Source organism: Microvirga sp. P5_D2 (genome assembly GCF_054049475.1).
In genome coordinates, this window is sequence record NZ_JBFUMH010000004.1 from 1 (window position 1) to 15,245 (window position 15,245).

12 protein-coding genes and 1 pseudogene are annotated in these 15,245 nt (G+C 64.3%); 7 read left to right on the forward strand and 6 right to left on the reverse strand.

Annotation, left to right across the window (positions count from 1 at the left end; translation table 11 throughout):
• Window positions 1-49 precede the first annotated feature (49 nt).
• From ACXJKO_RS02540 to ACXJKO_RS02550, 3 genes and pseudogenes are all read left to right on the forward strand, one after another.
• Window positions 50-286: pseudogene (locus ACXJKO_RS02540) on the forward strand (transposase); the annotation flags it as partial.
• A gap of 241 nt (window positions 287-527) precedes the next feature.
• A complete protein-coding gene (locus ACXJKO_RS02545) occupies window positions 528-1,688 on the forward strand; it encodes a peptide ABC transporter permease (protein ID WP_457089506.1) in 1,161 nt (386 codons plus the stop codon).
• A gap of 56 nt (window positions 1,689-1,744) precedes the next feature.
• Window positions 1,745-2,914, forward strand: coding sequence for a M20 aminoacylase family protein (locus ACXJKO_RS02550; RefSeq protein ID WP_457089507.1), 1,170 nt, complete (start codon window positions 1,745-1,747; stop codon window positions 2,912-2,914).
• Between the two features lie 48 nt (window positions 2,915-2,962).
• Here ACXJKO_RS02550 and ACXJKO_RS02555 read toward each other — a convergent pair whose 3' ends face one another.
• Window positions 2,963-4,645, reverse strand: a complete 1,683-nt coding sequence (locus ACXJKO_RS02555; protein ID WP_457089508.1) for an L-lactate permease — start codon at window positions 4,643-4,645, stop codon at window positions 2,963-2,965.
• Window positions 4,646-4,790: 145 nt separating this feature from the next.
• A complete protein-coding gene (gene ribA / locus ACXJKO_RS02560) occupies window positions 4,791-5,903 on the reverse strand; it encodes a GTP cyclohydrolase II RibA (RefSeq protein ID WP_457089634.1) in 1,113 nt (370 codons plus the stop codon).
• Window positions 5,904-6,190: 287 nt separating this feature from the next.
• Between ribA and ACXJKO_RS02565 the strand changes: the two genes are divergently transcribed.
• Window positions 6,191-7,141: a hypothetical protein gene (locus ACXJKO_RS02565; protein WP_457089509.1), complete on the forward strand. Its 951-nt coding sequence runs from the start codon at window positions 6,191-6,193 to the stop codon at window positions 7,139-7,141.
• On the opposite strand, the gene ACXJKO_RS02570 is transcribed toward ACXJKO_RS02565, so the two are convergent.
• The gene (locus tag ACXJKO_RS02570) at window positions 7,104-8,063 is read right to left on the reverse strand and encodes a DMT family transporter (protein WP_457089510.1); all 960 of its coding nucleotides are present in this window, start codon (window positions 8,061-8,063) and stop codon (window positions 7,104-7,106) included. The two genes, ACXJKO_RS02565 and ACXJKO_RS02570, sit on opposite strands and share 38 nt — an antisense overlap.
• Before the next feature lie 214 nt (window positions 8,064-8,277).
• Between ACXJKO_RS02570 and ACXJKO_RS02575 the strand changes: the two genes are divergently transcribed.
• Entirely contained in the window at window positions 8,278-8,547 is a 270-nt protein-coding gene (locus ACXJKO_RS02575; RefSeq protein WP_457089511.1) for a hypothetical protein, read from the forward strand.
• A gap of 6 nt (window positions 8,548-8,553) precedes the next feature.
• On the opposite strand, the gene ACXJKO_RS02580 is transcribed toward ACXJKO_RS02575, so the two are convergent.
• Entirely contained in the window at window positions 8,554-10,332 is a 1,779-nt protein-coding gene (locus ACXJKO_RS02580) for an SLC13 family permease (RefSeq protein WP_457089512.1), read from the reverse strand.
• A 62-nt stretch (window positions 10,333-10,394) separates the two neighbouring features.
• On the reverse strand, window positions 10,395-10,859 hold the full coding sequence (locus ACXJKO_RS02585; protein WP_457089513.1) for a CAP domain-containing protein: 465 nt from the start codon (window positions 10,857-10,859) through the stop codon (window positions 10,395-10,397).
• A gap of 157 nt (window positions 10,860-11,016) precedes the next feature.
• On the opposite strand from ACXJKO_RS02585, the gene ACXJKO_RS02590 reads away from it, so the two are divergent.
• The gene (locus ACXJKO_RS02590) at window positions 11,017-12,288 is read left to right on the forward strand and encodes an NAD(P)/FAD-dependent oxidoreductase (protein WP_457089514.1); all 1,272 of its coding nucleotides are present in this window, start codon (window positions 11,017-11,019) and stop codon (window positions 12,286-12,288) included.
• On the forward strand, window positions 12,285-14,087 hold the full coding sequence (recQ, locus tag ACXJKO_RS02595; RefSeq protein WP_457089515.1) for a DNA helicase RecQ: 1,803 nt from the start codon (window positions 12,285-12,287) through the stop codon (window positions 14,085-14,087). Before ACXJKO_RS02590 ends, recQ begins: the two co-directional genes overlap by 4 nt.
• Here recQ and ACXJKO_RS02600 read toward each other — a convergent pair.
• Window positions 14,084-15,202: a Gfo/Idh/MocA family protein gene (locus ACXJKO_RS02600; protein WP_457089516.1), complete on the reverse strand. Its 1,119-nt coding sequence runs from the start codon at window positions 15,200-15,202 to the stop codon at window positions 14,084-14,086. The genes recQ and ACXJKO_RS02600 overlap by 4 nt on opposite strands.
• Window positions 15,203-15,245: the final 43 nt, after the last annotated feature.

The following is a 15,245-nucleotide window of genomic DNA, read 5'->3' on the forward strand; positions in this document are numbered from 1 at the left end:
GTTCACAAAAGTGAAAAGGCTGCGCAGTGTCTGAAGCAACGTTCACAAAAGTGAAAAGGCTGCGCAGTGTCTGAAGCAACGCGGAGCCTGGTTCCTGTTCCTGCCGGCTTATTCGCCCGATATGAACCCCATTGAACAGGCCTTTGCCAAGATCAAGGCACACTTGCGCAAGGCCGAGGCGCGAACGTTCGACGCGCTCTGGCGCGCCCTCGGCGACATCTGCGATTTGTTTGAGCCGCACGAGTGTTGGAACTACCTCAAGGCTGCTGGATATGCGTCCGATTAAACATCCGATGCTCTAGCCCTCCCCGCAAGGGGAGAGAACGTGCCCCTCCCTCGGAGCGTCGCTGAGCGCCTAAAGGCCCTCACATGACTGCAAAGGTTCCGGGTGTTGCACAGCACCTACAGCTTTTGCCCCCTCCCTCCACTAGCTTAACCCTTCCGAACACGCCCAACAGACGATTGCCTCAAGCCTCATGGTCCGCCCCATCTCCCACACGGCCAACCCCTCAGCGGATGCCGCCTCCATGCTGCGGCGAATCGGCTTTGCGATCCTGTTTCTCGTGATTCCGTCGGTGGCGTTCCTGACCCGGCGCGCCATGGTCATCCTGGCGCCTCTGGCCGTGGTTTTGATCGTGCTGGCCTCTATCCTGGACGGCAGCGCCAGGCAGCCCATGCAACGCCTGACCGACCTGCTGGGGTCGCGCGGGATCCTGGCAGGCGGCGTCCTGCTGCTGTGGGCCTGCCTCTCCCTGATCTGGACGCCGTTCCTGCCCCAGGCCTCCGAGCGGCTCTTCAACATCATCGTCATGGGCCTGATGGCGCTCGTCGGGTATCTGGCCCTGCCCGAGCGCATGCGCTCGGCCAATCTTTACCTGTTGCCCCTCGGCGTCGGCCTTGCCGCCCTGGTCGCCGTGCCCCTGGTCCTGAAGGAAGGCGCGCGCCTCGACCCGGAGGGTCTGAGCATCGAGCGTGGCATGATCGTGCTCGTCCTGCTGCTCTGGCCCGCCGTTACTTGGCTCCATTCCAGGGGCCGCAACCTCGAGGCGTTGGCCCTCGTCCTGGCGGTCGCGCTCGGCGCTTTTGCCGCCACGGACGGCCTGCCGCTTTACGGCATGGCCATCGGCGCCCTCGCCTTCGCTCTCACCGCCACGAGCCCGGCTTTGGGCTCGCGCTTCGTCGCATTCGCCATGGCAGGCCTCCTGCTGTTGGCCCCTGTTCTCCCCTTCGTCCTGAAGCCTCTGAGCGACGGTGTGCTGGGGCCGAATTCCGCGGCGGCTTTGAGCCTTGGCGTGTGGCGCGACACCATTCTCGCCGATCCGCTGCGGCTGCTCACCGGCCATGGGCTGGAAACATCCATCAGGGGGCGGATCTATGGGATCATCCCCTCGCGCGCGCCCTCGACCCTGCTGTTCGAAATCTGGTACGAGCTTGGCCTCATCGGCGCACTCGCCGGGGCGATCCTGCTCTATCGCGCCGCCATGGGCGCACAGGGCCATCGCCCCATCCTCGGCCCCGGCATCATGGCTGCCTTCGCCACCGCCTTCGCGCTCGGTTGCTTCGGCATCGGCACCACCCAGGTCTGGTGGTTCACGGGCCTGATCATGCTCGTGCTGATCTTCGTGGCGATCGAACGCGGGCAGTTCCGCACCACACGCCCCAAGGCCATCCTGAGCCGCCGCGCTTGACCTTCGGGCTTTAGCTTGGTTCGGTAGGCATTCCCGATCATGCCGGAGGTGCGTTCATGCCGATCATCAACCGCGTTGCCGATCTCACCGATGAGATCACCGCCTGGCGTCGGGATTTCCATGAAAATCCGGAGCTTGAATACGACGTCCACCGCACCGCCGGGATCGTGGCTGAGAAGCTGAAAGATTTCGGCTGCGACGAGGTGGTGACCGGGCTTGGCCGCACCGGCGTCGTCGGCGTGATCAAGGGGCGCACGAATATCTCGGGCAAGGTAATCGGCCTGCGCGCCGACATGGATGCGCTTCCCATCGAGGAAGCAACCGACGTGCCCTATAAGTCCAAGGTGCCCGGCAAGATGCATGCCTGCGGCCATGACGGCCACACCGCCATGCTGCTGGGGGCCGCGAAATATCTCGCCGAGACGCGCAATTTCGACGGCACCGCCATCGTGATTTTCCAGCCGGCGGAGGAAGGCGGCGGCGGTGGCGCCGCGATGGTGGAGGACGGCCTGATGGAGCGCTTCGGCATCCAGGAGGTCTACGGCATGCACAATTGGCCTGGCGTGCCGATCGGCCATTTCGCCATGCGCCCCGGCCCGACCATGGCCGCCGCCGACCGCTTCACCATTGTCATCGAAGGCAAGGGCGGGCACGCGGCCTATCCGCATGATTGCATCGACCCCATTGTTGCAGCGGCCCATGTGATCACGGCTCTGCAATCCGTGGCCTCGCGCAGCGTCGATCCGCTGGAATCGGTGGTGGTGTCCGTATGCACGATCCGAGCGGGCGATACCTTCAACGTCATCCCGCAGACCGCGACCTTGCTCGGCACCGTGCGCACGTTGTCTCCCGCCATTCGCGATCTGGCGGAAACCCGCATCCGTACCATCGTCGAGAACACCTGCGCTGTCTTCGGCGCGAAGGCGAACATCACCTATAACCGCGGCTACCCGGTGACGGTGAACGATGCGGAGAAGGTTGATTTCGCTGCCTCGGTCGCGAAGGCCGTCGTGGGCGAGAGCGCCGTCGAAACGAATTTCCCACCGGAGATGGGCGCGGAGGATTTTTCCTTCATGCTCGAGAAGCGCCCCGGTGCCTACATCTTCCTCGGCAACGGCGACAGCGCGGGCGTGCATCACCCGGCCTACGACTTCAACGACGAGGCGACGCCTTACGGCGTGTCGCTCTGGGCGAAGATCATCGAGACAGGAATGCCTGCGCGATAAGCCGGCTCGAACAAAGCGCCGCTGGAGATAATCCGGCGGCGTTTTTCGTTAGTGCAGGACCATGGCCGAGAACGGATGGACATAAGCCTGCAGCATCACCAGCACGCCCACCAGGGAAGCGAGCACGATGGAGTGCCAGAACACGAAGCGCAGGATGCTGCCTTCGTGACCGAACCAGTTCGTTGCCGTTGACGCGACGACGATGGATTGTGCATCGATCATCTTGCCCATGACGCCGCCGGACGAGTTGGCTGCCGCCATGAGGATCGGCGACAATCCCAATTGCTCCGACGTGATCTTCTGCAAGCCGCCGAACAGCACGTTGGATGCGGTATCCGAGCCCGTCAGCGCGACGCCGAGCCAGCCGAGCAAAGTGCCGAAGAACGGATAGAAGAATCCGGTTCCCGCAAACGCAAGTCCCAGCGTGGCATCGACCCCCGCAAAGCGCGTGAGCGTGCCGATGGCGAGCATCGACGCGATGGTGATGAGCGAGTAGCGCAGGACCCAGATCGTCTCGAACCAGGCGGTGATGAGCCGCAGAGGCGAGAAGCCCATGACGAGACCGGCGATGATCGCCGCGATGAGAACGCCCGTGCCCGTATAGGACAGGTAGGTGAAGGCGAAGATCGCCGGCTCCGGTGTCGGCTTGGCCACGATAGGCGCAACCTTCTGCACGATGTTGTGCAGGCCGGGAATGGGATAGCTCCACGTGAAGATCGGATTGACGAGCGACTTGAACCAGCCGGTGCCCCAGATCGCGACGATCACGGACAGGATGATCCACGGAACCCACGCGCGGATGACTTCGCCGCGCGGAGCCTGAGGCATCACACCCGATGCGCCGGCGCCCAAAGGAGCGGGCCGTGTCAGCGTGGCGGCGGAAGCATCGTGCGTGCGCAAAGCCGGCGACGTCCAGATCTCCTTCGGATGCCAGACCCGCATGAAGGCGACGAGACAGGCCATCGAGATGAGCGATGCGCCGATATCGACGATCCACGGATTGATGAAGTTCGAGATCACGAATTGCGGGATCGCGAAGGAGACCGCGCAGACAAGGATCGCCGGCCAGATCTGAATCATGCCGCGGAAACCCGCGAAGACCCAGATCAGCCAGAACGGCACGATCACCGAGAAGAAGGGGAGCTGCCGGCCGATCATGGCGCCGAGCACGTAAGGATCGAAGCCCGTGACGGATGCCAATCCCTGGATCGGCGCACCGAGCGCGCCATAGGCCACCGGAGCGGTATTGGCGATGAGCGAGAGGCCGGATGCCGCGAGCGGCGAAAAGCCGAGACCGATGAGAATAGCGCCCGTCACGGCAACGGGCGTGCCGAACCCGCCCGCGCCCTCGAAGAACGCGCCGAAGGCGAAAGCCACGAGCAGCAATTGCAGACGCCGATCCGTCGTAAGGTTTCCGACCGATTGCTGGAGGGTCGCGAAGTACCCTTTCTCCACGGTGAGCCGGTAGAGAAAGATGACGTTCAGGATGATCCAGCCGATGGGGAACATGCCGGTTGCCACGCCGAAGAGCGCGGCGCGGAGGGCAAGTCCGGTGGGCATGGTGAACGCGATGATGGCAACCGCGATGGCGGCCGCCAGGGCGATCATAGCGGCGATATGCGCCTTCACTTTTCCGGAGGCGATCATCACCAGAAGCAGGACCACCGGAATGGCGGCTGCGACGGTCGATAACACGGCGTTGCCGAACGGGTCGTAAACTTGGCTCCACATGGCTTTTCCCCTAACCCGCCAGCGCAAGCTGGCGCACGTGGCAAGGCGGTCAGGCCGAAGCGGTCGTCTCCGCCAAGGGAAAAGCTAGAACCTTATTGGAGCGCGACAATATCGGATCGAAGGGAAATATCGAGAAGACCTCGCCCTAGTCCTTATTGGAGCAGGCGAGCAGCCCTTCGAGGTCGATGTAATGCCCGGCGCGGTCGCGCTTGGCCGCGAGATAGCTGACATTCTCAGGCGTCGGGCGGCCGAGCACGCGGTGATCGGACATCACCTGAAGGCCCGCCTCGGACAGGGCGCGGATCTTTTCGGGGTTGTTGGTCATGAGGCGCACCTTCGCCACCCCAAGCTGCTTCAACATCTCGGCCGCGAAATCGAAGCGGCGCTGGTCGGTCTCGAAGCCCAGAACCTCGTCAGCCTCGTAGGTGTCGTAGCCCTGAGACTGGAGCTTGTAGGCGCGGATCTTGTTGGCGAGGCCGTTCCCGCGTCCTTCCTGATCGAGATAGAGCAGGATGCCGCCTTCGTTCTCGGCCATGAAGCGCACGGTCTCGCGCAGTTGGTCGCCGCAATCGCATTTGAGGCTGGCGAACAGATCGCCCGTGAGGCAGGCCGAATGCAGGCGCACGGTAACCGGACTGGACAGATCCGGCTTGCCGACGATGATCGCCACCTGATCGCGCAGTCCCTCGCCGCCGCGATACACCACGAATTCGCTGGTCGGCGCGCCTTCCAGCGGCACCGGGGCGCGGCTCACGATCTTCAGGTCAAGGGCCTTGGCACGGCGGTAAGCACGAATGGCTGAAGCAGTTACCCGCACGAGGGACGGATCGATCTCGATCCCGGCGGAAAGCGGCACCACGATCACGGCGGGCAGGACGAGGGAGAGGCGGGCAAGCTCCACCGCCTCTTCGTCCAGATCGCCCGCGGGCCGGACCGGCGCGTCGATCCGCGCACCGACCTTGAGGGCCAGGGTCTCGACCCGCTCGCGGCTCACCACGGGCAAAGCCACACGACCCGGCACGTCGCGCTCGAGGCCAAGGCGGCGCAGGCGGGCGGCGGGCAGGATGAGATGAGCGTGACCGCCGGCAATCGCCTCGATCTCGGCGCTGCGGGCCTCGTCCAAGTCCTCGACGCCGATCACGAGCGCGCTCGCCTCCGGTCCGTCGATCACGACGGGACGGGCGCTGCGGAACTCCATGATCGCCCGCTCGACCGAGGTCGTGTCGGGGTTGTCGGACAGGCTCAAGGTCAGGCGCATCATCAAGAAAACTCGGGCAGACAGCCTTAAACGTTTGGAAAATCAGGTCTTTGCCGGATACCAGCCAAACCTGGGAAGCCAAGCTTCGGGATAGAGCTCACCTTACCACAGGAGGCCCATGAACCCTAATTCCTGAGATAGGATGGCTGCCATGCGCCATCAACAGGCCCCATGCAAAGGCCAGTCTGCAAATCCGGATATCTCGACGCGTCGGCGGCAGCGCGGTATCTGTGCGCCGAACGGCTCGGCCACCCATTCATAAACAACGATTGTTCATGATGCCCATGATGTTTTCCCGGCTCCTCGCCCTCGGCTTCCTTGGCATAACCTCGATGGCCCATGCCGCGACCCTCGACGGCCTTGCCGTCGATGTGACGAATACCAGTGAGCCGGTCCTCTGCGCGGAGAAGGACAACATCGCCATCAACTTCGCCTCGCCGGATGTGCGCAGCTTCAGCATCGAGGCCGTGCACCCGGCCTATATGGGCACCCTGCGCCAGGACCGCTGGGAGCCGGACTGGACGGCCTGCGAGGACATCTCGGCGGAGACCTCCGCGAAGCCTCACCCGACGATGAGCACGCTCTACGAAGATGCCGATATGCGCATCATCGGCCTGTCCTTCACGGAGTTCTGGCGCCCAAGCGACGTGACCGTGACCATCGGCACCCGTGTCGAGCGCAACATCCACCTGCTTCAGCTTTTGAAGAAGCGCGGCGACAAGGCGGAAGAGGTTCTCGTGATCTATCCGGGCGACGGCTACTGGCGCATCAAGCCGTTGCCGCCCGAGCACCTGGAATGGACCGCCTACGGCTCATCCTTCCTCGTCGGCCCGGTGGAGTTCGACCAGCGCCCGGTGGTGAACCTGAAGGACGTGGCTTTCGACCCGAAGGCCATGAGCTTCGCCCTGACGCTCTCCAAGGGCGGCAAGGCCGAGGTGAAGATCAAGGCGCTCAACGAGGAGCGTCTGGCGCTCGACGTGACCTTCGATCAGGCCGTGTCGGGCGTGCCTTTCGCGGCGCTTCGCTCCATGTACGTGACCGAGTTCAACGCGGACGTGGCGCGCATGGCCGTGCGCGAGGCCAATGCCCACTCCTGGCGCGAGGAGATGATCATGAACTTCCGCGACGCCAAGGCGACGGATGCGTGGATGGGACGCCTGCTTCCCTCGCGCCACAACACCAGCGCGCCGGATATGATGTTCAACCGCTTCCGTGCGCAGCCGGGCGCTTCGCGCTGAAGACGGACATGATCCGCCCGTCCATGAGGAGAAGCCCTGCGCCGATCAGCGCCATTCCGGCGATGTGACGCGGCTCCAGGGTTTCGCCCAACAGGACGACACCGAAGAGAATCGCGCTCACCGGAATCAGGAAGGTCACGAGCCCCGCATTGGTGGCGCCGGCGCGGGCGAGCAGCCGGAAGAAGAGAAGATAGGCAAACGCCGTCGAGACGAGGGCGAGGGCGAGAATCGAAAGGATCGCGGCAAGGCTCGGCATTGGCAGAGTCCAGGGACGGTCGATGATGAGGGCGAACGGCAGCAGCATCACGCTCGACGCCGTGACCTGCCCCGCGGCTGTCGCGAGCGGCGGAATTCCCATGGCCTTGAAGCGGCGGCCATAGACGCCCGAACAACCGTAGGACAAGGCTGCTCCCAGGATGGCGAGCTGCGCCAGCACATTGGCACTCAAGCCGGCGACCGCCGCTGCCCCCACCATCACGGCCACGCCGAAGAATCCGACGATGACGCCCATGAGCCTGTGGCCGGTCAACTTCTCGTCCGTCGTGAAGTAGTGCGCCACGATCACCGTGAAGAGCGGCGTGGTGGCGTTGAGAATCGACGCCAGCCCGCTCGCGATGTGGCTCTGCCCCCAGACGATGAGCGTGAACGGGATGACGTTGTTGAGGATGCCCATGCCGATGAAGGCGGCCCAGACCCGACGCTCGCGCGGCAACCACAGGCCCATAACGCGCAGGACCACATGCAGGGCAAGCGCCGCAATCGCGACCCGCAACGTGACGATGGTCAGAAACGGCAATTCCCRCACCGCGACGCCGTTGAACAGGAAGGAGCCGCCCCAGACCAGCGACAAGGTCGCCAGCACGCCCCAATCGGCGACTGTCATGGTTTTGCGGATGGCGTTGGGATCTTGCGGCTCGGGCATTGCGGGGACCTCTTGTCTCGGCCTTCCATGACACAGACCACGCCCCTTCGCGACCCGATTTCTGTGGTTCGACGCACGCAGTGACGCCAAGGCGGCGCCTTCGCATTTAAACGTTTGATTTACGACGAATGCGAAGGCTGTGAATCCTTTACCTCCCGTTCATTGCTTGGGGGCGAACGTGATGCCGTAACCTTTCTCCTCCAAGCGTGACGCCATGAGTTTCCAGCCCTCCCGCCATGCCTCCTACGGTGCCGACCTTGCCCATAGCCCAGTGCGCCAGGCGGTGAGGTCGAGCTTCAGCATCATCCCGCATTCGCCCAAGCCCGTGCGGAATGCGAGCTTCATCTTCGGTCGCTCCGATTCGCGCCTGCGTCCCCTACTGAACCAGGAAGAGCGCAACCGGATGCATTGCTGGGCGATGGTCATCGCCCTCGTTTCATCCGTCGCCGGAACCACGCTGCTGCTGACGACAATCCTGCCCTGACGCCGCTCATTGCAGCGGCCAGAAGACCATGATCAGGGGCGTTCCCACCACGACGACGAGAATCGACAGCGGCAAGCCGAGCCGCCAGTAATCCCCGAAGCGATAGCCGCCCGGCCCCATCACCAGCGTGTTGCATTGGTGGCCGATGGGCGTGAGAAAATCGCAGGCAGCCCCGATCGCCACCGCCATGAGGAAGGCATCGGGCCTAAAGCCGAGCTGGTTTGCGAAGCTCGCGGCAATCGGCGCCATCACGAGCACCGTCGCCGCGTTGTTGAGAAACGGCGTCACCGCCATGGCCGCCACCATGATGAGCACGATCGCGCCCGTCGGCGGCAGCATGTTCGCGGCGGAGGAGAGCCATCCAGCGATGAGATCCGTGCCGCCGGTCGTGCGAATCGATTCACTCACCGGAATGAGCGCGCCGAGCATGACGATGATGGGCCATTCGATGGTCTCGTAAGCTTCGCGTAAGGACAGCGAGCCGAACAGGACCAGCAGCACGCCCGCGCCGAAGAAAGCGATGGCGACCGGCAGGATATCGAAGGCGACCAGCACCATGGCGAGGCCAAGGATGACGATGGGAAGCAGGCTCCTGCGCGCGCTGCCGAGTCTGATCTCCCGCGCGGCGAGCGGCAAGCAGCCGATTTGCTGTAGGGTATCAGGCAATTTCTTGAGATTGCCCTGGAGCACGATCACGTCGCCCGGCCGAAGCGTGATCGTGCGCAAGCGTTCCTTGAACCGCTCGCCGCTGCGGCTCACCGCGATCAGGTTGATTTGAAAGCGCTCGTACAGGCCGATCATTTCAGCGGAGTGGCCCGCCAGAGGTGAGCTCGGCCCGACGATGGCTTCGATCACGCCGATTTCGTCCGTGGCTTCCTCGATCTCCGGCACTCTATGCTCGCGGGTGAGCTTGAGGCCCGCCCGCGCGACCGCACTCTCGAGCGCATCGGGCTCGCCCTCGAGCATGAGAAGATCGTTCTCGCGGATCATCGCATCCGGCAACGGGCTCGAGCTTCGGGTCTCGTTGCGGATGATCGCCGCCACTTTCACCTCGCCGTTGGCGAGCTTATGCAGATCGGCCACCGTCTGCCCGACCACATCGGATTCCTGGATCACCCGCGCCTCGGTGATGTAATCCTTGATGTTGAGCGCCTCTACGAGGGAGGCAGCGCCCTTGCGACCTTTGGGCAGAAGCCTGTAGCCGAAGGCGAGGAAGACGACGCCCGCAATCGCGATGCCGAGGCCCACCGGCGTGAAGTCAAACATGCCGAAAGGCTCGCCCAGCAATTCCTGCCTGACCCGCGACACGATGATGTTGGGCGAGGTGCCGACCAGGGTGACGATGCCGCCGAGAAGCGAGCCGAAGGCCATCKGCATGAGGAAGGACGACGGCGGTGTGTTCGTGCGTCGCCCGAGCTGGAATGCGACGGGAATCATCATCGCCAGTGCGCCGATATTCTTCACGAAAGCCGAGAGCACCGTGACCGTGGCGACCAGCACGATGACCTGCATCTGCGTGTTGCGCAGGTAGGGACCGACGCGATTGAGTGCCGCCTCAAGCACCCCGGATTTCGCAACCGCTGCACTGACGAGCAGCGCGCTCGCGACGATGATGACGATGTCGTCGCTGAAGCCGGTGAAGGCCTTGTTCGCCGGAACGATGCCCACCAGCACGGCGGCGAGAAGCGCCAGGACCGCCACGAGGTCGTAGCGAAAACGCCCCCACACGAAAAGCGCCATCATCCCGGCGACGATGGCGAAGGAGAGCATTTGCTGATGGGTCATGAGGGACGCACTTGAGAGGGAACCACGGAGCTAACGCGCCATGGCTTCCTTTGTGCCCGCCCTTACTGACCGAGAACGAGAGCCCAGTAGCGTCCGTAGCGGTTGTCTGCGTCGGCGCGGGCAAGACCGATCTTGCGGGCCTGGGGCAGCAGCAGATTGGTGTTGTGGCCGGGCGAGGCCTTCCAGCGGCCGATCGCGCCATCGACGGAGGACGAACCTGCCGAGAGATTCTCGGCCGAATAGCCGATGATGCCGTACTCATCCATGCGGCTCGCGAAATTGCCGTGGCTGAGCCGGCCCGCCGCCGCTACGGCGCGGGCCTGGTGCTCGGCGGCCTTGTTCAGGCCGGAATCCACGGTGACCGGACTCAGCCCCCTGGACACACGATAGGCGGAGATCAGCCGCGCCGCCTCGGCGGCGTCGGTGGTCGTACTGGCGAGAACCTTGTCGGTCGCGATCAGCGCCGAATCGGAGGCGCAGCCTGCGAGCGCCAAGGCGATCAGGGCGCAGATTGAAAGAACACGCATCGAATTTTCCCCTTGAGGCGGCGTTCGGCGCCGCTCCCCTTGAAAAAAGATCCTGTGGCGGTCATGTGCAAACAGCCATGATCCGACGCGTTGAATGCCATGTTGCAGCGTGAGGGTCCAGATTCTTGCTCCACCTCCTTCCGCGTCAGCTGAGCGCATGCCCGTGTCCCCACCCTCCCCTCATGTCGCCATCATCGGCGGCGGCCCCGCAGGGCTGATCGCTGCCGAAATGCTGGCGCGCGCAGGCGTAGCCGTGACAATCTACGACCGGATGCCTTCGTTGGGCAGGAAATTTCTCATGGCCGGGCGGGGCGGCCTGAACCTGACCCATTCGGAAGAATTCGAGCGATTCGTCGCCCGCTATGCGGAGGGCGCCCCGGCGCTTCGCCCCCTGATCGAAGCCTTCCGCCCGGAGGACCTGCGGGCCTGGTGCGAGGGCTTGGGGCAGGAGACTTTCGTCGGCTCCAGCGGGCGCGTGTTCCCCAAAGCCTTCAAGGCCTCCCCGCTGCTGCGGGCCTGGCTGTCCCGCCTGGATGGGCTTGGCGTCCGCTTCGCCCTGCGCCATCGCTGGCAGGGCTGGGATGCGAATGGCACCCTGGTTTTCACCGATGCCACCGGGGAAAGCGTGACGGTCGAGGCTGACGCCACGATCCTGGCGCTCGGCGGCGCGAGTTGGCCGAGACTCGGCTCGGACGGTTCCTGGGTGGAGATTCTCGAGGCCAAGGGCGTTGCTGTGGCCCAGTTACGCCCGGCCAATATGGGCTTCACCCTGCCCTGGTCCGAGGTGATGCGCGGGCGGTTCGAGGGCGAGCCTCTGAAGCGAATCGCCTTGACCTTCAAGGGAGTGACGGTTCGGGGCGAGGCCATCGTCACGGCAGATGGGATCGAGGGCGGTGCGGTCTATGCTCTGTCTGCCCGCCTCCGGAACGCCATCGAGCGCGAGGGACAAGCCGTTCTCCACCTCGATCTCAGGCCTGATCTGTCCGAAGAAGCTCTGGCGAAGCGCCTGAGCGCACCCCGGAAAGGGCAATCCGCCTCCACCTTCCTGCGCAAGGCAGCCGGTTTGAGCCCTCTCGGAATCACACTATTACGCGAATCAGATTCGCGCCTGCCCGGGGAGCCTGACGCCCTGGCGCGCCTCATCAAGGCCATTCCCTTGACTCTTACGGGCATTAAGCCCCTGGACCGGGCCATTTCCTCAGCGGGCGGCATCCCCTTCGCGGAACTCGACGAACACCTGATGCTGGGGCGGCTGCCGGGAGTATACGCTGCGGGCGAGATGCTGGACTGGGAGGCCCCGACCGGCGGCTACCTGCTCCAGGCCACCTTCGCCACGGGAATCGCGGCTGCCAAAGGCGTTCTGGCGCAGCTCAAGATTCCCGATGCCGCATTGACCTTGAATCCGTCATCGGCCACACCCCAGACGTGATCGACCCCGCTAAGATTCTCCACGACGTTTTCGGCTTTCCGTCCTTCCGCGAAGGACAGGAGGAGATCGTGCGCGCCGTGCTGGCGGGCGAGGACGTTCTTGCCGTCATGCCCACGGGCGCGGGCAAGTCCCTCTGCTACCAGCTGCCGACGCTTGTCCGGGAGGGCCTGACCGTCGTGGTCTCGCCGCTGATCGCCCTCATGCGCGATCAGGTCGCGGCGCTGCGCCATTTCGGCGTCGAGGCGGGCAGCCTCAATTCCGCGAACGACCAGGACGAGAACCGCCGGGTGGTGGATGCCGTGCGCGACGGCCGCATGCGCGTTCTCTACGCCTCTCCCGAGCGGCTCGCCAATACCGGCACCACCGAGTGGCTCGGCCGCTCCGGCGTGAACCTGCTCGCCATCGACGAGGCGCATTGCGTCTCGCAATGGGGACACGATTTCCGTCCCGAATACGCCATGCTCGGCGAGGTGCGCCGCAGGCTCGGCAACGTGCAGACCATCGCGCTCACCGCCACCGCCGATGTGGCGACGCGCGGCGATATCATGCATCGCCTGTTCGAGGAGGAGCCGCGCCTCTTCATCCACGGCTTCGACCGCCCGAACCTGCGCCTTGCCATGCAGGCCAAGGAGCAGTCGCGGCGCCAGCTCTTCTCCTTCCTCGACAAGCACCGGCACGAGAGCGGCATCGTCTATTGCTCGTCGCGCGATGCCACCGAGAAGCTCGCGGATTCGCTGAGCCAGGCCGGCTACCGCGCCATGCCCTATCATGCGGGCATGCCTCAAGGCGCGCGCGCCAAGAACCAGGACATGTTCCTGCAGGAAGACGGTGTGGTGATGGTGGCGACCGTCGCCTTCGGCATGGGCATCGACAAGCCCGACGTGCGCTTCGTGGCGCATGCGGCTCTGCCGAAATCCATCGAGGCCTATTACCAGGAGATCGGCCGCGCGGGCCGTGACGGCGCGCCCGCCGACACGCTCACCCTCTACGGCCTCGACGACATGCGCCTGCGCCGCATGCAGATCGAGCAGAGCGATGCCTCCGACGAGCAGAAGCGCGTGGAGCGCCAGCGCCTGAACGCGCTCGTTGCGCTTTGCGAAGCGCCGCGTTGCCGGCGCCAGACGCTGCTCGCCTATTTCGGCGAAACCACGGAGCCCTGCGGCAATTGCGACCTGTGCATCGACGGCGTCATGTCCTTCGACGGCACCATCGAGGCGCAGAAGCTTCTCTCGGCTATCGTGCGCACCGGCGAGCGCTTCGGCACAGAGCATCTCATCAGCATCGTCGTTGGCGACGGGACCGATGCCGTGATGCGTTTCGGCCATGACAAGCTGAAAACCTTCGGCGTCGGCAAGGATCGCTCGAAGAACGAGTGGCGCTCGCTGCTGCGCCAGATCTATGCCGCCGGACTCGTGAGCCTGGAGCTCGCCGAATACGGCCGCTGGACGCTCACCGACAAGGGCGTTGCGGTACTGAAAGGCCAGGAGCGGATCGAGCTGCGCTCCGACGTGCTGATGAAGCCAGCCGACCGCCGCCGCAAGCGCTCGCGCATGGAGGCGGAATCCGTTGTGCCTTCCGACGATCCGTTGCTGCTCGACCTGAAGGCCCTGCGCACGCGCCTTGCGAAGGAAGAAGGCGTGCCGGCCTACGTCATCTTCTCCGATCGCAGCCTCATCGACATGGCGGCAAAGAAGCCGACATCAACGCGAGCCTTCGGCGAAGTGCATGGCGTGGGCCAAGCCAAGCTCGACCGCTATGCGGATGCGTTCCTCGATGTGCTGAAGGCTCACGCGACTTAAGCCGCCAGCTCCACCCATCGTCCCTCATGCGCGCTGCGCGCCATGGCATCCACCGTGCGCTCGATGCGAATGCCGTCCTCGAACTCGATCAGCACCGCAGGCTCGCCGTGAATGCGGTCGATCAGCTGCCTGCACTCGATAATTTTGAGATCGTTGAAGCCGAGACCATGACCGGGTGCGGGAATGAACTTGTCGTAGGGCGGGTGCTTAGGCCCGGCCAGGATTGTCCGGAAGCCCTGCGTTTCTCTCGCATCATCGATCGTGTAAAGTTGCACCTCGTTCATGCGTTCCTGATCGAAGACGATGGTGCCTTTCGAGCCGAAGATCTGGATGAAGATGCGCCCCTTCCGTCCCCAGGCGGAGCGATTGAGCGCCATCACGCCCGATGCGCCATTTTCCAGTTCCAGCAGGATGGCGGCGATGTCGTAAGTCTCGACGGCGCGGCGTCCGCCATCACGTAGAGGACGGTCCACGTAAGGTTTCGACATGTGAGCGCAGACGCACCGCACGCCGCCCAGAAGCGTCCAGAGCAGGCTCAAAGGATGGACGCCGAAATCATCGAGCGCGCCATGGCCGGAGGATGCCTCGCTCTTCCAGTAGAAGAGCTCCTCCGGGTCCGCCATGAAGTCTTCGTCCATCTCGAAGCGCACATGGTTGACCTCGCCGATACGGCCTTCGTCGAGCAGGCGGCGGATCAGGCGGATGATGGGGTTCTGGATATAGTTGTATCCCAGCGCCGCGACTTTGCCGGAGGCCCTTGCCGCGGCCAACATGCGCTCCGCGTCGACAAGCTTCGTCGCCATGGGCTTCTCGCACCACACATGCTTGCCCGCCTCCAGCGCCGCAATGGCCATGTCCGGGTGAAAGGCGTTGGGTGTCGTGATCGAGACGACATCGATCTCAGGATCGGCGACAAGCGAGCGCCAGTCGCCGGTGGCCCGCGCGAAGCCGAGCTCCTGCGCCTTGCGTTCCGCCAGATCCTGCGAGGCTTCGGCCAGCATGGCAAGGCGCGGGCGAGGCACATCACCGAACACGGAAGCCACCGCGTTCCAGGCGAGCGCGTGGCATTTGCCCATGTAGCCGGTGCCGATGAGGCCGACGTTGAGAGACTTCATTCGCGAGGCTCCTGAAACGATAAAATCCCACCCTCATCCTGAG